This window comes from Kitasatospora sp. NPDC005748 (assembly GCF_040630735.1).
GTDB lineage: Bacteria > Actinomycetota > Actinomycetes > Streptomycetales > Streptomycetaceae > Kitasatospora.
The window spans coordinates 184,422-208,334 of record NZ_JBEXYD010000006.1; the positions used below are offsets into that span (position 1 = coordinate 184,422).

Genomic DNA, 23,913 nt, shown 5'->3' on the forward strand with positions numbered 1-23,913 from the left:
CCCCTCGGTACGGCAGTTCGTGGTCAGCGTACCCGGGCGGGGGTGGCCAGGTGCAGACGGGTGAAGGCGAGCGCCTCGGCGAGATCGGCCTCGCGTTCGGCGGGGGACGCGGAGCGCCGGGTGTTGACCTCCAGCACCACGTGGCCGTCGAAGCCGGTCCGGGCGAGGTGCTCCAGCAGTTCGGCGCAGGGCTGCTTGCCCCGGCCGGGGATCAGGTGCTCGTCCTTGCCGGAGCCGCTGCCGTCGGCCAGGTGGATGTGCGCGAGCCGGTCGCCCATCCGGTCGACCATGGCGAGCGCGTCGATCCGGGAGGTCGCGGCGTGCGAGAGGTCGATGGTGAAGTGCCGGTACTCCTCCTCCGTGACGTCCCAGCCGGGTGCGTAGGCCAGCATCTCGCGGTCGCGGTAGCGCCAGGGGTACATGTTCTCGACGGCGAAGCGGACGTCGGTCTCGCCCGCCATCCGGTTGATGCCCTCGACGAAGTCCCGGGCGTACTGGCGCTGCCAGCGGAACGGCGGGTGGACGACGACGGCGCTCGCGCCGAGCTTCTCGGCCGCCGCGCGGGCCCGGACGAGCTTGGTCCACGGGTCGCTGGTCCAGACCCGCTGGGTGATCAGCAGGCAGGGCGCGTGCACGGCCAGGATCGGCATCCGGTGGGCGTCGGAGAGCCGGCGCAGCGCCTCGACGTCCTGGCTGACCGGGTCGTTCCAGACCATCACCTCGACGCCGTCGTAGCCGAGCCGCTCGGCCAGCTCGAAGGCGATGGCGGTGTTGGCCGGGTAGACCGAGGCGGTGGAGAGGGCGACCTTGGTGTCGGGGATGTGCAGGCCGGGGTGCGGGGGCAGGACCAGGCGGTCGGTGGTGCGCAGCAGCGGGGCCGGGTGGGCCGCGGCCTGCCGGGCAGCCTTGACGGACTTCACCGACTGGACGGCGGCCTTGGCGGCGCCGGCCGCCCGGGCGGTCCGGGTCCCGCGGGGCGCCGCGCCGGTCCCGCCGGTCGCGGTCCCCGCCGCGGGTGGCTGCCCGGGGGCCTTCTTCGTCGCCTTCTTGGCGGCCTTCTTCGCCGCCTTCTTCACCGCTCCGCCGGTGGCCTTCCGGGCCGCCCGGGCGGACTTCGCCGCGGCCGCCGCCCCAGAAGTACCAGAATCCCCGGAAGCCCCGGCCGGCCCGGCGCTCTTCGCGCTCTCGGCACTCCGCGCGCTCTTCGCGCCCTTGCCCAGCTTGCGGGCCCGTCCGGCACCGCCGGTCCCGGTCGGCTCGCCGCCGGCGGCCGCGGGCGGCGGGTCCGTGCGGCGCGGGGTGTCCGGCCGCGGCTGCCCGTCCCCGGGAGCGCGGCCCTCCCGCGTCCCGTCCTCGTCCGCTGGTTGCGCCACGGGAGACAGCGTAAGCGGACCGCGCCCGGAACGGGGAGCGGCCCTCCCGGCGCGGGCCGGCCGGACCGCCCCTCAGGTGGCGAGCGCGGGCCGGCGGCGGTCGACCGCGCCGTCCATGGTGTCCAGGCGGCGCAGGATGATGCCCTCGCGCAGCGCCCACGGGCAGATGTCGAGCTCGTCCAGGCCGAAGAGGTCCATCGCGGCGTCGGCGACCAGGGCGCCGGCCAGCAGTTGCTTGGCGCGGCCCTCGGAGACACCGGGGATCTGCGCCCGCTCGGCGACGGTCATCGCGGAGAGCCGGGGCAGCCAGGCGGAGAGGTTGCTGCGGGTCAGCCGGCGGTCGGCGTACGGGCCGGCGTCGGCGGGGGCCGCGCCGGTCATCCGGGCGAGCTGCTTGAAGGTCTTGGAGGTGGCGACCGCGTGGTCGGGGGAGCCCAGCCGGGCGATCTCGCCGACGACGGTGGCCATCTCGGCCCGGATGTGGCGTCTGAGTTCGCGCAGGCCCTCCGGGTCGGCGACGTCCCCGGGCAGCCAGCGGCCGGTGAGCCGGCCGGCGCCCAGCGGCAGCGAACAGGCCACGTCGGGCTGCTCGTCCAGCCCGCAGGCGATCTCCAGCGAGCCACCGCCGATGTCCAGGTTGAGCAGCCGGCCGGAGGACCAGCCGAACCAGCGGCGGACGGCGAGGAAGGTGAGCCGCGCCTCGTCCTGCCCGGAGAGCACCCGCAGTTCGACCCCGGTCTCCTCGGCGACCCGGCGCAGCACCTCCTCGCCGTTGGCGGCCTCCCGGACGGCGGAGGTGGCGAACGGCAGGATGTCGAGCACGCCCTTGTCCTCGGCGACCCGCAGCGAGGAGGCGACCATGCCGACCAGCTTCGCCACCCCGGGCTCACTTATCACGCCCCGGTCGTCGAGGAGTTCGGCGAGCCGCAGCTCCGCCTTGTGGGAGTAGGCGGGGACGGGGGCGGCACCGGGGTGCGCGTCCACCACGAGGAAGTGGACCGTGTTGGAACCTACGTCGAGAACACCGAGTCGCATAGCCCTTCACGCTACGCGATCCCGCCTCCGGACAGACCTGGCGCGTCGGTATTCGTGCTGGTCCGGCGGTCCGGGCCCGGTGACTTGGTCCGGACCAGCGGCGCCGGCTCAGGGCCCGTGGGTGCCCCGCGGCGCGGCCGGGTGGAGGGTGCGGCAGCCGGCGTCGGCCCAGCGGCGGGCCCGGCCGGGGGCGTTGGTGATCAGGCCGTCGGCGTCCCGGTCGGTCATCAGCTGCCAGGACGCCTCGTCGTCCAGCGTCCAGACGTAGACCTCGCGGCCGGCCGCGCGCTCGGCGGCGATCCGGTCGGCGGTGGCCAGCGCCCCCTCCAGGGCGATGCCGTGCAGCGGCAGGTCACCGGGGTCGTCGGCGAGCGAGGCGCCCTGGATGAGGACGACCGGCAGGGCGGGGGCGGCGGCGTGGGCCTGGCGCAGGTGCTCGGCGGAGAACGAGTACAGGTAGACCCGGGCGCCGCTGCCGGCGGCGATCCGGGCGATCCGGACGACGTCCTCGGCCCGCTGCCACTTGATCTCCATCAGCAGCGTCACGGGGCTGCCGGCGAGCCGCTTCAGCAGGTGCTCCAGCGTCGGCACGGCCTCGGCCGGGCCGGGGCCGACGGTCACCCGCAGCCCGGCGACCTGAGCGGCGGTCAGGTCCGCGACGGCGCCGTGGCCGTCGGTGGTGCGGTCCACGGTGGGGTCGTGCATCAGGACCGGCACGCCGTCCCGGGTGGTCTGGACGTCGGTCTCCAGCCAGTCGGCGCCCTGGTCGAGGGCCGTCTCGAAGGAGCCCATGGTGTTCTCGGGGGCGTCGAGCGGGGCGCCCCGGTGGCCGATCACCGTCGGGGCGTCGCAGCTCCGCTCGGCCGCGACCGGGTGGGCGCGGAGCTCGGGGGCGGGGGCGCAGCCGCCGGCCAGCACCGCGAGGGCGGCGAGGACGGCCGCGTGGGCGGTGCGGGGCGAGGCGGTCACGGCTCGGGCTCCAGCTCTGGTTCGGACGCCGGGCGGACGCGGGTGTCCGGCGGGGTGCCGGGCGTCCGGGACTTCGTCGACGCGTCGGCGGGGGATCAGCGAACCGGTCCGACAACCTGACCGTGCCGGCGGTCGCCTCCAGCGTGCGCCCGCCGCCCGCTCCGGCCCGGCGGCGGCGCACCGCGGGTCACCCGGACGCGCCGCCCCGGCGTCACAGCAGACCGTCCCACAGCTGCTCGACGATGACGGCCCACCAGTTCTCCGGGTCGTCGAAGACCGTCGGGTCGATCGCCGCCAGCGCGCGCTGCAGCTCGGCGACGGCGGTGCCGGCGGCCCGCGGGTCCAGCCCGGGCAGCCCGGGCAGCCACCCGGCGAACAGGGCCAGGCTGCGGACGAAGGCCGCCGGCCCGGCGTTGCAGTGCCGGGCGGTGGCGTAGTCGGGGTCGACGGCCCGGACGGCGCCGCAGGCGGTGTCCAGGGCGATCAGCGCCCAGCCGTCCGTCCCGAGCAGCAGTTGTGGGGCCAGTGCGAGGCGCTCCCGCTCGGCCACCCGGGTGCCGCGGCCGGTCTGCGCCAGGTGGGCGGCGAGCGACGGCAGCACCGTACCGGGCCGGGTGCCGTCGGCGATGGCGTCCGGCCGCGGGTGGTGCAGCGCGAAGAAGCCCTCGACCGCGACGGGCACGCCGACCGTCAGCAGTACCCGGGCGGTTTCCTCCGGCAGGTCGGCCCGGGCGACGTCGGCCGGGTCGAAGCGCCGGACGCCGCCGGCGCCGAAGCGTTCCACCAGCAGCGCCGCGAGCCCGTCGTCCGCTCCGGCGGCCGGGGCCGGGCCGCCGCGCGGGAAGGGCACCCGGTTGCGGACCGGTCCGCCGGGCTCGGCCGGGAGCGCGCGGACGGCTGCCGCCCGGTGGTCGAAGCGCGGTCCGTAGGACAGCTCGGCCTCCACCCGGGCGCCCGGCAGCTCGGCGGCCAGCGCGTACGCCCAGTAGCCGCCGGGCAGCGCGCTCAGCCGCAGGTCGGTGCGGACGGCCAGCACGTCCTCCGGGCGGACGCCCCGCTCGCGCAGCCACCACCAGCCGCGCAGCGCCGGGTGCGGCAGCCCGGGCGCCGAGCGCAGCGCCAGCGAGCGGACCTCGCCGAGGTCGTCACGGTAGGTCAGCTCGGCCCGGGTGCCCCGGCCGGTGGCCGGTGGCAGGGCCGGGTCGTGGGCGCCGGCGCCCACGAAGTCCCGGTAGAGCGCGGTCACCTCGTCCACCGGTACGGACGGCCAGACGGTGAACCGCCCGGTGATCCGGTCCACCACCGCACAGGCCGCCCCCACCTCCTCGGGTGCGCGCCGCTCCCCCGTCAGCGGGTCGACCCCCACCGGCGAGGGCTCCGCCCAGACCACCCAGCCGAGGTCGAACTCGTGCGAGTGCACCCGCCGGCTCCCGGTCGAGCCGTCGGCGGAGGCCCTCGGCAGCTCGCCGTTGATCCAGCGGTGGGCGGCCTCGACCGCCTGCGCGCGGGTGGTCACAGGGTGGTGCTCCTTGCATGGGCGCGGCCCGGGAGGGGCGCGCGGGCGGAGAGGGGCGGACGGAGGGTCACCGGGCACCGCCGGTCAGCGCCCCGACGCGGCGCCCGGTGGCGGGCCACCGGCCGGCGGTCGCCGCCGGCTCGGGACGGCTCAGGACGGCGGTCACCGGGCGCCGCTCGTCGCCGGCTCCGGACGGCGCGCGGCGAGGTCGAGCGGGCACCCGTCCGGGTCGAGGGCGATCGCCCAGAGGCCGTGGGCGGCGTCGTGCAGCGGCTCGGCCCCCCGGCGGCCGACCTGGTGGTCGAGGTAGGTCACGGTGTCCCGGTGGTTGACGGCGTTCCAGGCGTGCGGACGACCGAAGCCGTCCAGGGTGAGCAGCACGGCCTGGGCGCCGTGGCCGGCCCGCCGCAGTTCGCCGGTGAGACGGCCGAAGGCCGGGCCGCCGTCGCCGAGGTCGCGGAAGGGCGCGCCGAGTTCGCGTTCGGCACGGTCCCGGCCGCCGCGCTCCCCCGCGTCGCCCTCGGTGGGGATCCGGGGCGCGGCGCAGGTCGGGCGGCCGGTGAAGGTGTCGACGGCGGACAGCGCGATCTCCAGGCTGTTGTTCGCCCGGCCCGGGGCGTGCGGGCCGTCGGCGTTGACCACCTCCGTCCAGCCGCCGGCCGCCGGGTCGGGGTGGCGGACGGGCAGACCGGCCGCGTCCCGGGGCGCCCGGCGCTCGACCTCGCGCTGGTGCTCCGGGTCGACCGGGGCCAGGCCGCCGGGCAGTCCGTAGGGGCGGCTGTCGGCGATGGTCCGCAGGCGCGCCTGGAACTCCTCCTCGGCGCCGCCGCCGCGCAGGGCGCGCCGGGCCAGCTGGAGCGCCAGGGCGTGCGCGGTGGCGACCGGGACGGCGGCCCAGGCCAGGCTGTCCCCGCCCTCGGCCGGGGAGCCGCCGGGGCGCCGGCGGTGGTCCTCCGGGTGTTCCTCGGGGCGGCCGGGGCCGGCGACCGGCGGGGCCGACGGCGGCAGGACGGTCACCGGGCCGGGCGCGGCGACCGGGTGCGGGGTGCCGGTGGCCCCCCGCGGGGCGCCCGCGCCCACCCCGGCGCCCGGCCGGCCCTCGGCGGGCGCCTGCTGTCCGGAGGCGGGGGCGCCGGGCGTCCCGGACGTGCCCGGGGCCCCGGCCGCCGGGGTGCCCGGGCCGGGGACGACGACCGGGCCGACCGCGCCCACGGGCCCGGCCGGGACGGCGCCGGGGGCGCCCCCGGCGGCGGGCGGTCCGGCGCCGACCCCGCTGCCGAACGGCGCCGGACCGTGCCCGGCCGCCACCGGGCCCGGGTAGGAACCGCCGGACGGGCCGGCCAGCGGACCGGGGCCGGTCGGCCCGGCGGCCACCGGAACGGTGAACTGGGCGCCGTAGGAGGTGCCGTGCGGGCCGCCCTGGGCGGGTCCGCCGCCGGACGGCACGTCCGGCGCGCCGAGGTGCGAGGGCGCGGCGGGGGCCTGCGGTGCGGGCGGCGCGAGCACCGAGTCGGTCCGTACGGTCACGGGCGCGCCGCCGCCACCCGCCGGGTGGGCGGGCGGCAGGTGGTAGTCGTCGTCGGCCCGGCCGCCGTAGCCGACCGCGCCGCCACCGCCACCACCGTCGCCGCCACCACCGTCGCCGCCGCCACCACTGGCGAACTGTGCCGGGGCGGCCGGACGGCCCGGGCCGTCCGGCGTCCGGTCGCCGCCGGCCGAACCGGTCCGCAGCGGCCCCGTACCGCCCCCGTCCGGGGCCCGGTCCGGGTGCTCCCCCGGACCGCCCGGGCCGGGGCGGCCGGCGCCGTCCATCACGACCACGCCGTCCGGCCCGGCCCCGGGTGTGCCGGCCCCGGGGACGCCGGGCGCCCCGGGTGCGCCCGGCAGCACCGCGCCCGGCCCGTCGGCGAGCGGCCCGCCCGGTTTGCCGTCCAGTCCGTGGCCGTTCCCGCGACCCGCCGCGGGGTCGGTCAGCGGTATGCCGCGGACCTCCTTGCCGTCCTTGTCGGTCAGCACCGGCAGGCCGTCCCGGCCCAGCACCGGCCGCCCCTGCTCGTCCACCTTCACGGCGAGGTCCTCGACCCCCACCACCGGCTTGCCGTCCGGGCCCGGGACGACGAGCAGCCCGCTCGGGTCCGTCACCGTCGTGCCGTCGGCCCGGACGATGACCGGGTCTCCGTGCTCGTCGAGCACCGGTCGGCCGGCCTCGTCGAGCTTGACCGCCAGCCCCGGCACGCCGACCACGGGCCGGCCGTCCTGACCGAGCACCACCGCCAGGCCCGCGCCGTCCGCGCCCAGCACGCCCGGCTCGCCGAGCACGGCGGGCAGCCCGGCGGCGACCGGGTCGAAGGCCCCGCCGGTGAACGACGCCGGACGCACCCCGGGGACGCCGCCCGGCGCGAGGCGCAGCAGCGCGACCACGGCGGGCTCCTTGAGCGTGCCGTCCAGCCCGTCCTTCATCGCCCGGCCGAGCTCGTCCAGCAGGCCGCCGATCTTCAGCCCGGCGGACTCGACGGCGGCCGCCGCCACCGCTTCGGCGACGTGTTCGGTGGCAGCGTCGCGCACCCCGGCCGCCACCGCGCCGAGGCCCTGCCGCAGCCCGCCGAAGACCCCGCCGGGCGCCGCTCCGTCGCCGCGGGTGGCGGTGGCGACCTCGGCCGCGGCCGCCTTGGCCCGGGCCGCCTGCTCCTCGGCCTTCTTCAGCTCGGCGGCCAGCTCGGTGAGGGTGGCGACGAGGTCGGCCTTGCAGCTGTCGACGGCCCGGGCGGCCTTGTCGAAGGCGCCGGCCACCAGGATCGTGGCGCTGTGCGCGTCGTCCAGGTGGCCGGTGCCGCGGCCGCTGAACGCCCGCCAGTACTCGCCGAAGGCGTCCACCGCGCGGCCGGAGTTCTCCCCGGTGACGCGCTTGGCGGAGTCCCCGCCGCGCTTGCCGAGGCGCTCGGCCTCGACGCCGAAGTCGCGCCAGAGGCCGGCCGCCCTGCGCAGCCCGTCCTCGTCGGCCTGGGGCCACTGGTGGCCGGTCCTGGCCAGCAGCGGTGCCAGCTCCTCGGGCAGCTTGCGGGACATGCGCTTCCCCCTTCGACGTACGGACTTCGACGTACGGACCGCGGCGTGCGGACTTCGGTGTGCGGGCCACGACGTGCGGGCCACGGCGTGGCGGAGCACGGCGGCGACGGAACACGGGGTGCCGACCGCCGCGCACGGCCCGCGTCACCCGCGGTCCGCGTCCGGCGGACGGCCCCGGCCGTCAGGCCGACCTGTCCTTGGGGACGGTCGTACGGGCCCCCGGGGTTGCCGCGGGCGTCACCGGCCCGCCCTGCCCCGCCGCGCCGCCGAAGCCGGCGGCCGCCGCGGTCTCCGCGTCGACGGTCCGCTCGGCCATGGTGTGCAGCCCCGAGCCGACCTGCCCCAGCTGCCCGGCCAGCCCGCGCAGACCGCCGAGCAGACCGCCGCGCGCGTCCTTGTAGGCGGCGGCGAATCCGCTGCCCGGCCGGTCCTGCCCCCACGGGCTGCCGAGCGCCGCGAGCGACTGCTCCAAGGTGCTGACGGCCTTCCCGAAGTCCTCCGAGATCTTTTCGAACTCGCGCCCCTCACCGTGCAGTTCCCACGGTTTGAGGGCGAAGGTGCCGCCTCCGGCATCGCCGTTCCCACTGCCGCTCGCCATCCCCGTACCTCCCCGTAGCGGACCGGCCGCCATCCTAGAGGGGCGGCCGCGCCGGGCCGCAGCGCGCCGGAGACCTCTTCACCCCGCCTTCACCTCGCCCGACGGCGGCTCCGATGGCCGCCGCTCGGCGAAACCACCGCAAATGCCCCGCCCGCAGGCGGTTCGCACCGCCGTGAAGGCTCTACCCTTGCCGGGTGGCAGCAGCAGAGACCTCCAAGAAGAAGACCAAGGCCGGCGCGACCCCGGTCGACCTCGCGATGCCGACCCTGCGCGTCGAGGCCCCGCTCGACGCCCCGCGCCCCGAGGTCCCGCTCGACTTCCCCCGGGCCTGGGTCGAATTCGCCGACCCGGCCGACGAGGAGCAGGTCTTCCGTTGCGACCTCACCTGGCTGACCTCCCGCTGGACGTGCATCTTCGGCCGGGGCTGCCAGGGCATCCGCGAGGGCCGCGGCGAGTCGGACGGCTGCTGCACGCTCGGCGCGCACTACTCGGACGAGGACGACGAGCGGCGCGTGGCCGGCCACGCGGCCCGGCTGACGCCCGAGATCTGGGAGAACCACGCGCACGGCACCGACGCCAAGGGCCGGATCCGGCTCGACGGCGGCATCACCATGTTCGACGAGGACGGCGACCGGCAGACCCGCCGGGTCAACGGCGCCTGCCTCTTCCTCAACAGCCCCGGCTTCGCCGGCGGCGCCGGCTGCGCGCTGCACACCCTCGCCCTCAAGGAGGGCAAGGAGCCGCTGGAGACCAAGCCGGACGTCTGCTGGCAGCTCCCGGTGCGGCGCACCTACGACTGGATCGACCGCCCGGACGACACCCGCTACCTCCAGGTCACCATCGGCGAGTACGACCGCCGCGGCTGGGGCCCGGGCGGCCACGACCTGCACTGGTGGTGCACCGGCAGCCCGGACGCGCACACCGGCCCGGACCCGGTGTACATCAGCTACCGCCCCGAGCTCACCGAGCTGATGGGCAAGGCCGGGTACGAGGTGCTGGCCGGCCTCTGCGAGCAGCGGATCGCCACGAAGGGCGACCGCAAGGTGGCGCCGCACCCGGCCGACCCGGGCCGGAAGCCGGGCCGCAAGAAGTAGCCCGCCGGTGGTACGCCCTCGCCGCCGCCCGGCGCCCCACCGCCACGTGTCGATGCCGCCTACTTGTCGATGTCGCCGACGACGAAGAACATCGAGCCCAGGATGGCCACCATGTCGGCGACCAGGGTGCCGGGCAGCAGTTCGGTGAGCGCCTGGATGTTGTTGAAGGACGCCGAGCGCAGCTTCAGCCGCCATGGCGTCTTGTCGCCGCGCGAGACCAGGTAGTAGCCGTTGACGCCGAGCGGGTTCTCCGTCCAGGCGTAGGTGCTGCCCTCGGGGGCCTTGAGCACCTTGGGCAGCCGCAGGTTGACCGGGCCGGGCGCCAGCGTGGCGAGCTTGTCCAGGCAGGCGTCCGCGAGGTCCAGCGCGTTGACGGTCTGCTCCAGCAGGCACTCGAACCGGGCCAGGCAGTCACCCTCCTCACGGGTGACCACGGTCAGCACCGCGCGCAGCTCGTCCGAGCCGTACGCCAGGTAGGGCTCGTCGCGGCGCAGGTCGAAGTCGAGCCCGCTGGCACGCGCGATCGGGCCGCTGACCCCGTACGCCTCGGCGTGCGCCCGGCTGAGCACGCCGACGCCGGCGGTGCGGGCCCGGAAGATCTCGTTGCCGAGGACGAGGTCCTCGAAGACCGGCAGCTGCGAGCGGACGGTGGCGATCGCCGCCCGGACCCGGCCGAGCCAGCCGGCCGGCAGGTCCTCCTTGAGGCCGCCGACCCGGTTGAACATGTAGTGCATCCGGCCGCCGGAGGCCTCCTCCAGCACGTGCTGGAGGTCCTCACGGCCGGTGAAGGCATGGAAGATCGGGGTGATCCCGCCCAGCTCCAGCGGGTAGGAGCCGAGGAACATCAGGTGGTTGAGGACGCGGTTCAGCTCCGCGAGCAGGGTGCGGATCCAGACCGCGCGCTCGGGCACCTCCATGCCGAGCATCCGCTCGACGCCGAGCACCACGCCCAGCTCGTTGGCGAACGCGGAGAGCCAGTCGTGCCGGTTGGCCAGCATGATGATCTGCCGGTAGTCACGGGCCTCGAAGAGCTTCTCCGCGCCGCGGTGCATGTAGCCGATCACCGGCTCCGCGGTGACGATCCGCTCGCCGTCCAGCACCAGCTTCAGCCGCAGCACACCGTGGGTCGCCGGGTGCTGCGGGCCGATGTTGAGCACCATGTCGGTGCTGCCCGCCGCGCCGGTGAAGTTCTCGGCTCCCGCCCCGATGCCGACCGTGGTCTCCCTCATGACCCGAGAGTCTGCCATCCCCCGAGGCCGGCGAGGGTCTCCGGTACCGGCATGCGGACGGCCTGGGCGAGCCAGCCGAACGCGCCCAGGCCCGCCGGGTCGGTCAGCTCGGCGGCCTCCCCGGCACCGCCGAGCGCCCGCAGGTAGGCCGCCGGGTCGGTGGACGCCAGCGCCAGCGGCGGTCGGGCACCGCTCACGCCGAGCGCCCGCAGCGCCTCGCGCTGCGTTGTCCACAGGCTGTGGACGGCGGGCGCGGCCGCCGCGTCCAGCGCCACGTGCGCGGTGAGGTCGCAGGAGCCGTCCGGCACCGGGCGCACCTCCCGGCCCGCCCGGAACCCGGTCAGGGTGGCGAGGGGCGGGCGGCTCGCGGCGGTGTGCCCGTAGTCCGCCGCGACCGCGAGACCGCGCTCCAGCCCGGCGACGGCCGAGGCCCAGACGGCGTCGCGCGGGGCGCCGAACTCCACGACGTCACCCGGCTCGGCGGCCGGCCACCAGCGCGCGGCCCAGGCGGCGTCGGCCGCGTCCACCGCGGACCCGAGCCGCTCCTCGCCGGTCGCGGTGTCCACCTCGACGTAGCGCAGCACCCCGTCCTCGTCCACCTCGCCGAGGTCCAGCGGCACGTTGTCCAGCCACTCGTTGGCGAACAGCAGCCCGCTGACGCCGCGCGGCACCTCGTCCGTCCACAGGGCTGTGGACGGCAGTCCCGCCGGGCGGTCCGCCGCGATCTCCACCCCGTACGGCCGCAGCCGGGCCAGCACGCCGTCCGGCAGCTCGGCCAGCACCCCGGTCAGCAGCTCGCCGCGGCCCGCCCCGACGTCCACGAAGGCCAGCTCCTCCGGACGGCCGAGGGCCGCGTCCACGTCCAGCAGCAGCCGGGCCACCGCGCGGGCGAACAGCGGGGAGGCGTGCACCGAGGTGCGGAAGTGCCCGGCCGGCCCCTCCGGCCTGCGGTAGAAGCCGCCGACGGGGGCGTAGAGGGCCTCTTCCATGGCGGGCCGCCACCGCATCCAAGTCATGCGGCGGGACGCTACCGGCGCCGGGGTTCCCCTCCCAACCGGAGTCCGGGCTTCTCCGACCTAGGGAGTAGGACGGATCGCCCTCCCGGCGGACCTGACCACGCTCCGCGACTGCCTACGCTTGAGACGTGCAACGACTCAACGCCTGGCTCCGCCGTCACCCCATGGTGGTCGACTCCGCCTGGGCGGCGATCGTGCTGTTCCTGGGGCTCCTGCCGGACGGCGGCGACAACAGCGCCTGGCGGGCCCCCGCCCAGTTCGCCATCGCCCTGCTCATCCCGCTGCTGATGGTCTTCCGGCGCCGCTACCCCGACGCCACCGTGGCCGCCGCCACCGCGCTGGGGATCGGTCAGATCACGCTGGGCATCCTGCCCGCCGGCTCCAGCATCGGGTACCTGGTCTTCGCCTACACCGGCGCCGCCTTCGGCTCCGCCTGGATCTCCCGGCTGGCCCTGGCCGCCGGGCTGGCGGCCGGACCGCTGACGTACTGGCAGCTCCACCTCAGCAAGACCGTGATCGACCCGAACGGCGACGCCCAGCAGCGCTCGTACAGCCTGGGCGAGTTCCTGCTGCTCACCGCGGCGATGAGCAGCCCGTTCATCCTCTGCTGGGCCTGGGGCCGGCTCACCCGGGTGCGCCGCGCCTACCTGGTCGAGCTGGAGGACCGCGCCGCCCGGCTGGAGCGCGAGCGCGACGCCCAGGCCAAGGTGGCGGTCGCCGCCGAGCGCGCCCGGATCGCCCGCGAGCTGCACGACGTGGTCGCGCACAACGTCTCCGTCATGATCGTCCAGGCCGACGGCGCCGCCTACGTGCTGGACAACTCGCCCCAGCAGGCCAGGGAGGCGCTGGGCACGATCGCCTCCACCGGGCGCCAGGCGCTCGTCGAGATGCGCCGGCTGCTGGGTGTGCTGCGCACCGCGGACACCGCCGAGGAGTACGTGCCGCAGCCCGGCGTCGAGGAGCTGCCCGAGCTGCTGGACCAGGTCCGCACGGCCGGCCTCCAGGTGGACTTCGCCACCTCCGGCGACCCGCGCGAACTGCCGCGCGGCGTCGAGCTGACCGTCTACCGGATCGTCCAGGAAGCACTGACCAACGTCCGCAAGCACGGCGGCCCCGATGTGCACGCCCGGGTCGCGGTCGACTTCGGCGAGCGCGAGCTGGCCGTCCTGATCGAGGACGACGGCCGCGGCTCGACGGACGAGCAGCTCGCCGCCGGCGGGACGGACGGCCAGGGGCACGGCCTGATCGGCATGCGCGAGCGGGTCGGCATGGTCAGTGGCAGCCTCGACGTCGGGCCGCGCCCCGGCGGCGGCTTCCGGATCCGCGCCGTCCTGCCCCTCAAGGCAGCACACTGACCCCGTTGCCGCCCACGAACTAGGAGCCACCTTGACCATCCGCGTGATGCTCGTCGACGACCAGGAGCTGCTGCGCACCGGCTTCCGGATGATCCTGCAGTCCCAGGGCGACATCGAGATCGTCGCCGAGGCCGGCGACGGCGCGCAGGCCCTGGAGCGGCTGCGGCACACGCAGGTGGACGTGATCCTGATGGACGTCCGGATGCCCCGCCTGGACGGGGTGCAGACCACCCGCCGGATCTGCCTCGCCGAGGACGGCAGCCCACTGCCGAACGCGCCGCACGTGCTCATCCTCACCACCTTCGACCTGGACGAGTACGCCTTCGCCGCGCTCAAGGCCGGGGCCAGCGGGTTCCTGCTGAAGGACGTGCCGCCGACCGAGCTGGTGGCCGCGATCCGCGCGGTGCACGGCGGCGACGCGGTGGTCGCGCCGACCACCACCCGCCGCATGATCGACCGCTTCGCCGAGGTGCTGCCCACCGCGGCGAGCACGCCGGGACCGGACACCCTGGGCCCGCTCACCGAGCGCGAGCGCGAGGTGTTCCTGCTGGTCGCCCAGGGCCTCTCGAACGGTGAGATCGCCGCCCGGCTGGTCCTGTCCGAGGCCACCGTGAAGACCCACGTCGGCCGGATCCTGGCCAAGCTCGGCCTGCGCGACCGGGTCCAGGCCGTCGTCCTCGCCTACGAGGCGGGCCTGATCCGGGCCGGCGCCGCGGATTAATCCGCCGTCCGCCCCGGCCGTAGAATGGGCCGGTGCGTCCGGTACCCGCAGAGGACCGGAACGGTAAGAGTGAGGACCAGGGCCGAGCTGTGAGCGAGCGAACCGGGCTCACCGTCGAGAGGTGCGCCATGGCGATTGCCCCCGCCGAGCGCCGGGGTGCCCCCCGGCCCGGGAACGACCCGGAGGTGGCCGCGTGAGCGCCTCCGACAGCGTCGGCCCCGGCCCGCTCGACGACGGTTTCGGCGACCCGGCCGACCCCGGCAACCGGCCGGCCCGGCTCGCCGTCGGGGTGGTCGGCACCGGCCGGGTCGGCCCCGCGCTGGGCGCCGCCCTGCAGCTCGCCGGGCACCGGGTGGTCGCCGCCTCCGGGGTGTCCGCCGCCTCCCGCCGCCGCGCCGAACAGCTGCTGCCGGGCGTGCGGATCGTCACCCCGCCGCAGGTGCTCGCCGCCGCCGACCTGGTGCTGCTCACCGTCCCCGACGACGCGCTGGCCGACCTGGTGGCCGGCCTCGTCGCGACCGGCTCGGTCCGCCCCGGCCAGCTGGTGGTGCACACCTCGGGCGCGCACGGCGTCGCCGTCCTGGAGCCCGCCACCCGGGCCGGGGCGCTGCCGCTGGCACTGCACCCCGCGATGACCTTCACCGGCACCACGGTCGACCTCGCCCGGCTGGCCGGCTGCCCGTTCGGGGTGACCGCCCCCGAGGAGCTGCGCCCCGTGGCCGAGGCCCTGGTGGTCGAGATGGGCGGCGAGCCCGAGTGGGTGCCGGAGGGCGTCCGCCCGCTCTACCACACGGCCCTCGCGCACGGCGCGAACCACCTGGTCACCCTGGTCTCCCAGGCGCTGGAGCTGCTGCGCACGGCCGGGGTCGCCGAGCCCGGCCGACTGCTCGGCCCGCTGCTGGGCGCCGCCCTGGACAACAGCCTGCGCTCCGGCGACGCGGCCCTCACCGGCCCGGTCGCGCGGGGCGACGCGGGCACCGTTCGGCGCCACCTGGCGCAGCTCAGTACGGTGTCCCCGGACATCCCGGCCGCCTACCGGGCGATGGCCCGCGCCACCGCCCAGCGGGCGCTCGCCCACGGGACGATCGACGAAGCGTCGGCGGCGGCGCTGCTGGACGTACTGAACGAGGAGAACTGATGGCAGCACGCGGCAAGCAGGCCGGCAAGGCCCAGCGGGCACCCAAGGTCCACCGGGCCGTCGTCACCCGGAGCGTCACCGACTTCGAGGCGGCCTTCTGGCCGGACGAGCAGCCGGTGGACAACGCGGTCGTGATGACGATGGGCGCGCTGCACGAGGGCCACGGCGCGCTGATCCGGGCCGCCCGCAAGCAGGTCGGCCGGGAGGGCCGGGTCGCCGTGACCGTCTTCGTCAATCCGCTGCAGTTCGGCGCCGGCGAGGACCTCGAACGCTACCCGCGCGACCTGGAGGCGGACGTCCGGCTGGCCGAGGAGAACGGTGCCGACGTCGTCTTCGCGCCGTCCGTCGAGGAGGTCTACCCGAACGGCGAGCCGCAGGTGCGCCTGGCGGCCGGCCCGATGGGCGAGCGCTTCGAGGGCACCACCCGGCCCGGGCACTTCGACGGGGTGCTGACCGTGGTGGCCAAGCTGCTGCACATCACCGACCCGGACTTCGCCTTCTTCGGCGAGAAGGACGCCCAGCAGCTGGCGCTCGTCCAGCGGATGGTCGCCGACCTGGACTTCGACGTCGAGATCGTCGGCGTGCCGACCGTCCGCGAGGAGGACGGGCTGGCGCTCTCCTCCCGCAACCGCTTCCTGTCCGCCGAGGACCGCGAGCACGCGCTCGTGCTGTCCCGGGCCCTGTTCGCCGGCCGCGACGTGGCCGCGCAGGGTCCGCAGGCCGTGCGCGAGGCCGCCGCGGCCGCCCTCGACGCCGCCGAAGGTGTCACCCTGGACTACCTCGCCCTGATCGACCCGCACGACTTCACCGAAGCGGCGGACGACTTCCGGGGCGAGGCGGTGCTGGCCGTCGCCGCGAAGGTGGGCTCCACCCGCCTGATCGACAACGTCCGCATCATCTGCCGCTGACGCGGCGACGCACCACCCGCGGGCCCCCGCAGTCGCACCACCCGCGGTCGCACCACCCGCAGGACCGTCCGGCAGCACATTCCCTCAGGCATGCACTCACTGGAGGCGTGACCCCATGCTCCGCACCATGCTCAAGTCCAAGATCCACCGGGCCACCGTGACCCAGGCCGACCTGCACTACGTCGGCTCCGTCACGGTGGACGAGGACCTGCTCGACGCCGCCGACCTGCTCCCCGGCGAGCTGGTCCACATCGTCGACATCAATAACGGCGCCCGGCTGGAGACCTACACCATCGCCGGCCCGCGCGGCTCCGGCGTGATCGGCATCAACGGCGCCGCCGCCCGCCTGGTCCACCCCGGCGACCTCGTCATACTCATCGCCTACGGGCAGATGGACACCGCCGAGGCCAAGGGCTACCTGCCGAAGGTGGTCTTCGTGGACGCCGACAACCGGATCACCGGCATGGGCGGCGACCCCGCCGAGGCCGGGGAGGGCACCGGGCTGCTCCGCGGCGACGCGGCGTACCGTGACGGCAACGGCGCGGCCCCGACCGCCGCGCGCTGAAGGAGCCACTGAACGCCATGCCCGTCACGCACCGCCTCACCGCCCCCGCCCCCGGCTGGACGGCCACCACCGACATCGTCGTGGTCGGCTCCGGCGTGGCCGGACTCACCGTCGCCCTCAACGTCCGCAAGGCCGGCCTGCGGGCCATGGTGGTCACCAAGGCGATGCTCGACGACGGGTCGACCCGCTGGGCCCAGGGCGGCATCGCCGCCGCCCTGGGCGAGGGCGACACCCCCGAGCAGCACCTGGCCGACACCCTGGTGGCCGGTGTCGGGCTCTGCGACGAGGAGGCCGTCCGCACGCTCGTCACCGAGGGCCCGGAGGCCGTCCGCCACCTGATCGCCACCGGCGCCGCCTTCGACCGCGGCGACGACGGCGAGATCCAGCTCACCCGCGAGGGCGGCCACCACCGCCGCCGGATCGCGCACGCCGGCGGGGACGCCACCGGCGCCGAGATATCGCGCGCCCTGGTCACCGCCGTCCGGTCCGACCCGGGTCTGGAGCTGATCGAGCACGCCCTCGTCCTCGACCTGCTCACCGACGCCGACGGCCACGCCGCCGGCCTCACCCTGCACGTGATGGGCGAGGGCCAGCGCGACGGCGTCGGCGCCATCCGGGCCCGCGCGGTGGTCCTCGCCACCGGCGGCATGGGCCAGGTCTACTCCGCCACCACCAACCCGGCGGTCTCCACCGGCGACGGCGTGGCGCTCGCGCTGCGGGCCGGCGCCGAGGTCACCGACCTGGAGTTCGTGCAGTTCCACCCGACCGTGCTCTGGCTCGGCCCGGACGCCGAGGGCCAGCAGCCGCTGGTCTCCGAGGCGGTCCGCGGCGAGGGCGCGCACCTGGTCGACGGGGACGGCACCCGCTTCATGCTCGGGCAGCACGAGCTGGCCGAACTGGCCCCGCGCGACATCGTCGCCAAGGCCATCACCCAGCGGATGCAGCTCCTGGACACCGACCACATGTACCTGGACGGGCGGCACTTCGGCGCCGGGATGTGGGAGGAGCGGTTCCCGACCATCCTCGCCACCTGCCGCGCGCACGGCATCGACCCGGTCACCGAGCCGATCCCGATCGCCCCGGCCGCGCACTACGCCTCCGGCGGCATCCGCACCGACCCGACCGGCCGCACCACCGTCCCCGGGCTGTACGCCTGCGGCGAGGTGGCCTGCACCGGGGTGCACGGCGCCAACCGGCTGGCCTCCAACTCCCTGCTGGAGGGCCTGGTCTTCGCCGAGCGGATCGCCGCCGACCTGACCGCCCGGCACCGCGCGGACGAACTGCCCGAGCGCTCGGTGGACGTCGCCGCCGCGCGGGCCGCCCGCCCGGTGCCGCTGCCCGCCCCCGAGGCGCGGGCCGAGATCCAGCGGCTGATGTCGCGCGGCACGGGCGTCCTGCGCTCGGCCTCGTCGATGGCCGGCACGGCCGCCGGACTCGCCCTGATCGCCGAGCAGGCCCTGGCGCACGTCGCCGAGGAGAAGCCGGCCGACCCCCGGGTGGAGACCTGGGAGGCCGCCAACCTGCTGCTGGTCGGCACCGCCCTGGTGACGGCCGCCGCCCGGCGCGCCGAGACCCGCGGCTGCCACTGGCGCGAGGACTTCCCCGAGCGGGACGACGCCCACTGGCAGCGCCACCTGATCACCACCCTCACCGCCTCCGGCGACCTTGTCAGCACCCCTGAGGAGCAGTAGAACCATGACCCACTCCCACGAGGAACTCCCGATGGCCGGCGGTTGCGGCGACGGCTGCGCGTGCGGGGACGGCGAGGGCTACGAGACCGGCCTGGACCCGCGGCTCGCCGAGCTGCTGGAGGAGGCCGGCCTCGACCCGATCGAGGTCGAGGACATCGCCACCCTGGCGCTGGCCGAGGACCTGGCCGGCGGCGAGGACGTCACCTCGGTCGCCACGGTGCCCGCCGACGCCGTCGCCACCGCCGACTTCACCGCCCGCGAGGCCGGTGTGGTCGCGGGCCTGCGGATCGCCGAGGCGGTCGTCTCGCTGGTCTGCGAGGAGGAGTTCGAGGTCGAGCGGCACGTCGAGGACGGCGACCGCGTCGAGGCCGGCCAGGTGCTGCTCTCCGTCCGCAGCCGCACCCGCGACCTGCTGACCGCCGAGCGCAGCGCGCTCAACCTGCTCTGCCACCTCTCCGGCATCGCCACCGCGACCCGTGCCTGGGCGGACGCCCTGGAGGGCACCGGCGCGGTGGTCCGCGACACCCGCAAGACCACCCCGGGCCTGCGGGCGCTGCAGAAGTACGCGGTCCGCTGCGGCGGCGGCGCCAACCACCGGATGGCGCTCTCCGACGCCGCCCTGGTCAAGGACAACCACGTGGTCGCGGCCGGCGGTGTCGCCGAGGCGTTCCGGGCCGTCCGGGCCGCCTACCCCGACCTGGCGGTGGAGGTCGAGGTGGACACCCTGGAGCAGATCCCGCCGGTGCTGGAGGCCGGGGCCGACCTCGTCCTGCTGGACAACTTCACCGTGCCGCAGCTGAAGGAGGCCGTCGAGCTGGTGGCCGGGCGCGCCCGGCTGGAGGCGTCCGGCGGACTGACCCTGGCCAGCGCGCGCGAGGTCGCCCAGACTGGGGTCGACTACCTGGCCGTGGGCGCGCTCACGCACTCCTCGCCGATCCTGGACATCGGCCTGGACCTGCGCGCCTGATCACCTCTGATCACCCCTCACGCAGAAGGCACCCCATGCTGCTCACCATCGACGTCGGCAACACCCAGACCACGCTCGGCCTGTTCGACGGCGAGGACGTGGTCGAGCACTGGCGGATCTCCACCGATCCGCGCCGCACGGCCGACGAGCTGGCGGTGCTCCTGCAGGGCCTGATGGGCTCGCACACCGCGGTCAACGAGGCCGCGGTGGAGGGCCTGGCGATCTGCTCGTCCGTCCCCTCCGTGCTCCACGAGTTCCGCGAGGTGACCCGCCGTTACTACGGCGACGTCCCCGCGGTGATCGTGGAGCCGGGGGTGAAGACGGGCGTGCACGTCCTGATGGACCACCCCAAGGAGGTCGGCGCCGACCGGATCGTCAACGCGCTGGCCGCCAACCACCTGTACGGGGGCCCGTGCATCGTGGTCGACTTCGGCACCGCCACCACCTTCGACGCGATCAACGCCCGCGGCGACTACGTGGGCGGCGCGATCGCCCCCGGCATCGAGATCTCGGTCGAGGCGCTCGGCGCGCGCGGCGCCCAGCTGCGCAAGATCGAGCTGGCCCGCCCGCGCAACGTGATCGGCAAGAACACCGTCGAGGGCATGCAGTCCGGCATCCTCTACGGCTTCGCCGGCCAGGTCGACGGCCTGGTCGACCGGATGGCCAAGGAGCTCGCCAAGGACCCGGACGACGTCCAGGTCATCGCCACCGGCGGACTGGCCCCGCTGGTGCTCGGCGAGGCCGGCACCATCGACGTCCACGAGCCCTGGCTGACGCTGATCGGCCTGCGCCTGGTGTACGAGCGCAACCGGCCCAGCTGAGCCGGGAGTTCGCCGCACCCACCCGGCGCCGCACGGCCCGAACGGGACATTCCCCCGCAGTTCCCCGCAGCCGCCCCGCCGTTGCGGGCGAACCCGGCCGGCGGGCCCCCGCGCTGTGTTAGTTTCACGCCCCGGGACGGGGCAGCACGCCCGTCCCGCGGCCGGGGGGACCGGCGGGCACCGGGGGGTGCGGGCGCGCGTCCGGCCCGCCCGACGAGCCCGCCCGCCCAGGCCGAGGCACTGCCGCCCCGTCACGTACGGGGCGGGCGAACCGTACGGGGCCACTCGGTCGGGCGGCCCGGAAGCCGGATCGAGGGTGGGGCGTGTCGATCGTCGAAGGGTCCGGGGCCGCTCAGGACGACGGCCCGGCCACCGGCCCCGGGGCGCCGCCGCCGGGCCCCGGCGGGTCGGTGCTGCGCCGCCGCGGGCGGCTGCTGCTGGCCGTCACGCTGGTCGCCGCGGCCGTCTCGGGGGCCGGGCTGGCCGCCTCACTGGTGATCAGGTCGCCCGCGCAGGCCGCCGCCGAGAGCGAGCCCCCGCCGCCCGACGTCCTGACGGCCGCCGTGGAGCAGCGCGTGCTGACCGACTCGGTGGTGCTCCGCGGCCAGGTCGGCGCCGGCCAGACGGTCGAGGTGGCCCCGGCCGGGAGCGGCGGTCCGGCCGGCGCCAAGCCGGTGGTCACCAAGCTCCCGGTGCGGACCGGCGACCAGGTCGCGGCCGGGCAGTCGGTGCTGGAGGTCTCGGGGCGGCCGGTGTTCGCCCTCCGCGGCGGCCTCCCGGTGTACCGGGACCTCCGGCCGGGCGCCACCGGGCAGGACGTCGAGCAGCTCCAACAGGCCCTGAAGGAGCTCGGGTTCGGCTCGGACGGCGACCCCGCGGGGCGCTACGGCGCGGCCACCGGGGCGGCGGTGACGGCCTTCTACGCCGCCCGCGGCTACGACCCGCGGCCGGCCTCGCCGGACGGCGACGCCCAGGTGTCGGCCGCCCAGGACGCGGTGACGGGCGGCGAGCGGGCCCTGGCGGACGGCAGGGACGCGTTGAAGGCCGCGCAGAAGCGGCTCGACGACGCGCTGGCCGCCGAGCGGGCCCGGTCCGCCGCGCCGACGCCCGGCGCCCCGGCCGGCGAACCGGCCGGCGCCCCGGTAGGCGAGAGCCCGGTGGACGCGGCCCGCACCGCCGTCGAGACCGCCCGCAAACAGGTGACCCGGGCCGGCGAGGACCTCACCGGGCTCCGGAAGAAGGCCGCCGACGTCCGGGCCACCGTCGGCCCGATGGTCCCCGCCGCCGAACTGCTCTTCCTCACCGGCTTCCCGGCCCGGGTGGACGGCGTCGCCGGCCGGGTCGGTGGCGAGGTCACCGGCACCGTGCTGACCGTCTCGGCCGGGGCGCTGGTCGTGAAGGGCAGCCTGACCGCCCCCGACAAGGGTCTGGTCCGCCCGGGCCAGCAGGTGGAGATCCTCTCCGAGGTGACCGGCACCACCGCGACCGCGACGGTGACCGCGGTGGCCGACACCCCCGGCGAGGGACCCCCGTCCGGCAGCGGCACCGGCACCGCGCCCGGCGGCGGCGCCCGGCAGCCCGGCACGGACCGGACCGGCTACCCGCTGGTGGTCGAACCGGACGCCCCGCTCGACCCGAGGCTGGCCGGCCAGGACGTCCGCCTCACCGTCCGGGCCGCCTCCTCGGCCGGTCCGGTGCTGGTCGTCCCGCTCTCCGCCGTCTCCGCGACGGCGGACGGCCGGACGGTGGTGACGGTGTACGAGGGCGGAGGGCGCCGACGGGTCGAGGTGACCCCGGGCATGGTCGGCGGCGGCAGCACCGAGGTCCGCCCGCTGGCCGGGGGCGCGCTCGGGCCCGGCGACCAGGTGATCGTCGGGGTCCGGGCGGGCACCCGGTGAGCGCCCCGCTGGTCGAGTTCCGCCGGGTCGGCCTGACCTACCCCGGACCGCCGCCGGTCACCGCCCTGGCCCCCTGCGACCTGGCCGTCGACCCGGGCGACTACGTCACGGTGACCGGCCCGTCCGGCTCCGGCAAGTCCACCTTCCTCAACATCGCCGGCCTGCTGGACGCCCCCACCACCGGCCGGTACCTGCTGGACGGCGTCGACACCGGCCCGCTCGCCGACGGCGACCGCACCGCCCTGCGCGGGCGCCGGATCGGCTTCGTCTTCCAGTCCTTCCACCTGCTCCCGCACCGCAGCGCGGCGGAGAACGTCGCGCTCGCCCTGCTGTACACCGCCGCCCGGGGCCGCCGGGCAGCGGCCGAGCGGCGCGAGCGGGCCCGCGAGGCGCTGGTCCGGGTGGGCCTCGGCCACCGGGCGGACGCCCTGCCGTCCCGCCTCTCCGGCGGCGAGCGCCAGCGGGTCGCGATCGCCCGCGCGCTGGTCGGCCGGCCGGCGCTGCTGCTCTGCGACGAACCGACCGGCAACCTGGACACCGCCACCGCCCGGTCCGTCCTCACCCTGCTGGACGACCTGCACGCGCAGGGCCTGACCCTCCTGCTGATCACCCACGACCCGCAGGTGGCCGCCCGCGGCCGGCGGACGGTGGCGATCCGCGACGGGATGCTGCGGGAGGTGGGCGCCGGATGAGGCGGCGCGGCCGCCCCCGCCCCGTCGAGCCCACCCGGCTGCTTCCGCGGGACCTGCTCGCCGAGGCCCTCGCCGGCGTGCTCCAGCGGCCCGCCCGCTCGGCGCTGACCGCGCTCGGCACCGTCCTCGGGGTCGGCGCCTTCGTCGCCGTGCTCGGGCTGACGGCCACCGCCTCGGCCCGGATCGACTCCCGTTTCAGCGTGCTCACCGCGACCGAGGTGAGCGTCGAGGACACCGGCGGCCCGCGACCGGACCTCACCCCGCTCTCCTTCCCCGCCGACGCCGACGCCCGGATCCAGCGGCTGAACGGGGTCGAGGCGGCCGGCGTCTACTGGCCGGTCCAGCTGCCCGCCGGGTCGGTCCGGGCCGCGCCGGTGGGCCGGCCCTCCGGCGGCGAGCAGGCGACCGTGATCGCGGCCTCGGCCGGCGTCCTCACGGCGGCCGAGCCGCACCTGGCCGAGGGCCGCACCTTCGACGCCTGGCACGACACCACCGGGCGGCAGGTCGCGGTGCTCGGCTCCGCCCTGGCCGCCCGGCTCGGGATCGGCACGCTCGACACCCAGCCCGCGGTGTTCCTGGCCGGCCGGCCGTTCACCGTCATCGGCATCGTCGACGACGTCCGGCGCCGGCCCGACCTGCTGCTCTCGGTGGTCGTGCCGCGCGGGGCCGCCACCCGGCTCTGGGGCGGCCCCACCGGGGACCGCGCGAAGATGCTCGTCGCCACCAGGATCGGCGCCGCCCGGCAGATCGCCGACGAGGCCGCGCTGGCGCTGGACCCGGCCCACCCGCAGAACTTCACCGTGACGCCGCCCCCGGACCCGCGCACCCTGCGCTCGGGCGTCACCTCCGACCTCGACCGGCTCTTCCTGCTGCTCGCCGGGATCTGCCTGGTGATCGGGGCCGTCGGGATCGCCAACACCACCCTGGTCGCGGTGCTGGAGCGGACCGGTGAGATCGGGCTGCGCCGCGCGCTGGGCGCCCGCGGCCGGCACATCACCGGCCAGTTCCTCTGCGAGTCCGGCTCGCTGGGGCTGCTGGGCGGCCTGGTCGGCAGCTCGCTGGGGGTGCTGACGGTGCTCGGCGTGGCGCTGGCCCGGGACTGGACCCCGGTGGTGTCCCCGGCGACGGTGGCCGCCGCCCCGGTCGCCGGGCTGGCCACCGGGCTGCTGGCCGGTGCCTACCCGGCCTGGCGCGCGGCCCGGATCCAGCCCGCCGAGGCCCTGCGGCGCTGAACGGGCGGTCGTTCGTCCACCGGACATTC

At 76.5% G+C, this 23,913-nt stretch carries 20 protein-coding genes; 12 read left to right on the forward strand and 8 right to left on the reverse strand.

The annotated features are described in order from the left end of the window. Positions 1-23: 23 nt before the first annotated feature. From ABZ495_RS07705 to ABZ495_RS07730, 6 genes are all read right to left on the reverse strand, one after another. Complete coding sequence (locus ABZ495_RS07705; protein WP_359805276.1) at positions 24-827, reverse strand: sugar phosphate isomerase/epimerase; 804 nt, start codon at positions 825-827, stop codon at positions 24-26. A gap of 618 nt (positions 828-1,445) precedes the next feature. After that, entirely contained in the window at positions 1,446-2,408 is a 963-nt protein-coding gene (locus ABZ495_RS07710; protein WP_359834902.1) for a Ppx/GppA phosphatase family protein, read from the reverse strand. Between the two features lie 108 nt (positions 2,409-2,516). After that, positions 2,517-3,377 carry a glycerophosphodiester phosphodiesterase gene (locus ABZ495_RS07715; protein WP_359834904.1) on the reverse strand — a complete coding sequence of 287 codons (861 nt, stop codon included), beginning with the start codon at positions 3,375-3,377 and terminating at the stop codon, positions 2,517-2,519. Positions 3,378-3,588: 211 nt separating this feature from the next. Next, positions 3,589-4,893: an SUKH-4 family immunity protein gene (locus ABZ495_RS07720; RefSeq protein WP_359805152.1), complete on the reverse strand. Its 1,305-nt coding sequence runs from the start codon at positions 4,891-4,893 to the stop codon at positions 3,589-3,591. A gap of 162 nt (positions 4,894-5,055) precedes the next feature. Continuing rightward, positions 5,056-7,959, reverse strand: a complete 2,904-nt coding sequence (locus ABZ495_RS07725; RefSeq protein WP_359834906.1) for a toxin glutamine deamidase domain-containing protein — start codon at positions 7,957-7,959, stop codon at positions 5,056-5,058. Between the two features lie 181 nt (positions 7,960-8,140). Continuing rightward, positions 8,141-8,557 carry a hypothetical protein gene (locus tag ABZ495_RS07730; protein ID WP_359834908.1) on the reverse strand — a complete coding sequence of 139 codons (417 nt, stop codon included), beginning with the start codon at positions 8,555-8,557 and terminating at the stop codon, positions 8,141-8,143. Positions 8,558-8,814: 257 nt separating this feature from the next. On the opposite strand from ABZ495_RS07730, the gene ABZ495_RS07735 reads away from it, so the two are divergent. Next, complete coding sequence (locus ABZ495_RS07735; protein WP_359805278.1) at positions 8,815-9,651, forward strand: hypothetical protein; 837 nt, start codon at positions 8,815-8,817, stop codon at positions 9,649-9,651. A 59-nt stretch (positions 9,652-9,710) separates the two neighbouring features. Here the strand turns inward: ABZ495_RS07735 and ABZ495_RS07740 are convergent, their stop codons facing one another. Together ABZ495_RS07740 and ABZ495_RS07745 are read right to left on the reverse strand one after the other, a co-directional pair. After that, positions 9,711-10,880 (reverse strand): NADH-quinone oxidoreductase subunit D, encoded by a 1,170-nt coding sequence (locus ABZ495_RS07740; RefSeq protein WP_329488331.1) that lies wholly within the window; start codon positions 10,878-10,880, stop codon positions 9,711-9,713. Further along, positions 10,877-11,896 (reverse strand): SAM-dependent methyltransferase, encoded by a 1,020-nt coding sequence (locus tag ABZ495_RS07745; RefSeq protein ID WP_359805156.1) that lies wholly within the window; start codon positions 11,894-11,896, stop codon positions 10,877-10,879. Before ABZ495_RS07745 ends, ABZ495_RS07740 begins: the two co-directional genes overlap by 4 nt. 128 nt (positions 11,897-12,024) lie before the next feature. Here ABZ495_RS07745 and ABZ495_RS07750 point away from each other — a divergent pair, with 128 nt between their 5' ends. The 11 genes from ABZ495_RS07750 to ABZ495_RS07800 all read left to right on the forward strand — a co-directional run bounded on the left by ABZ495_RS07750 (position 12,025) and on the right by ABZ495_RS07800 (position 23,884). Beyond that, positions 12,025-13,251 (forward strand): sensor histidine kinase, encoded by a 1,227-nt coding sequence (locus ABZ495_RS07750; RefSeq protein WP_359834910.1) that lies wholly within the window; start codon positions 12,025-12,027, stop codon positions 13,249-13,251. Positions 13,252-13,282: 31 nt separating this feature from the next. After that, positions 13,283-13,972 carry a response regulator transcription factor gene (locus ABZ495_RS07755; RefSeq protein WP_329488334.1) on the forward strand — a complete coding sequence of 230 codons (690 nt, stop codon included), beginning with the start codon at positions 13,283-13,285 and terminating at the stop codon, positions 13,970-13,972. A gap of 193 nt (positions 13,973-14,165) precedes the next feature. Continuing rightward, positions 14,166-15,110, forward strand: a complete 945-nt coding sequence (locus ABZ495_RS07760; RefSeq protein ID WP_352286152.1) for a DUF2520 domain-containing protein — start codon at positions 14,166-14,168, stop codon at positions 15,108-15,110. After that, complete coding sequence (panC, locus tag ABZ495_RS07765) at positions 15,110-16,018, forward strand: pantoate--beta-alanine ligase (protein WP_329488336.1); 909 nt, start codon at positions 15,110-15,112, stop codon at positions 16,016-16,018. Before ABZ495_RS07760 ends, panC begins: the two co-directional genes overlap by 1 nt. Before the next feature lie 115 nt (positions 16,019-16,133). Beyond that, entirely contained in the window at positions 16,134-16,583 is a 450-nt protein-coding gene (panD, locus tag ABZ495_RS07770) for an aspartate 1-decarboxylase (protein WP_329488337.1), read from the forward strand. A 17-nt stretch (positions 16,584-16,600) separates the two neighbouring features. After that, a complete protein-coding gene (locus ABZ495_RS07775; protein ID WP_359834912.1) occupies positions 16,601-18,274 on the forward strand; it encodes an L-aspartate oxidase in 1,674 nt (557 codons plus the stop codon). Between the two features lie 4 nt (positions 18,275-18,278). Continuing rightward, positions 18,279-19,241: a carboxylating nicotinate-nucleotide diphosphorylase gene (nadC, locus tag ABZ495_RS07780; RefSeq protein ID WP_329488339.1), complete on the forward strand. Its 963-nt coding sequence runs from the start codon at positions 18,279-18,281 to the stop codon at positions 19,239-19,241. Positions 19,242-19,276: 35 nt separating this feature from the next. After that, complete coding sequence (locus ABZ495_RS07785) at positions 19,277-20,062, forward strand: type III pantothenate kinase (RefSeq protein WP_352286146.1); 786 nt, start codon at positions 19,277-19,279, stop codon at positions 20,060-20,062. A 323-nt stretch (positions 20,063-20,385) separates the two neighbouring features. Next, complete coding sequence (locus tag ABZ495_RS07790; protein WP_359834914.1) at positions 20,386-21,960, forward strand: peptidoglycan-binding protein; 1,575 nt, start codon at positions 20,386-20,388, stop codon at positions 21,958-21,960. After that, the gene (locus ABZ495_RS07795; protein ID WP_359834916.1) at positions 21,957-22,652 is read left to right on the forward strand and encodes an ABC transporter ATP-binding protein; all 696 of its coding nucleotides are present in this window, start codon (positions 21,957-21,959) and stop codon (positions 22,650-22,652) included. Before ABZ495_RS07790 ends, ABZ495_RS07795 begins: the two co-directional genes overlap by 4 nt. After that, the gene (locus ABZ495_RS07800) at positions 22,649-23,884 is read left to right on the forward strand and encodes an ABC transporter permease (RefSeq protein ID WP_359834918.1); all 1,236 of its coding nucleotides are present in this window, start codon (positions 22,649-22,651) and stop codon (positions 23,882-23,884) included. Before ABZ495_RS07795 ends, ABZ495_RS07800 begins: the two co-directional genes overlap by 4 nt. Positions 23,885-23,913 lie beyond the last annotated feature (29 nt).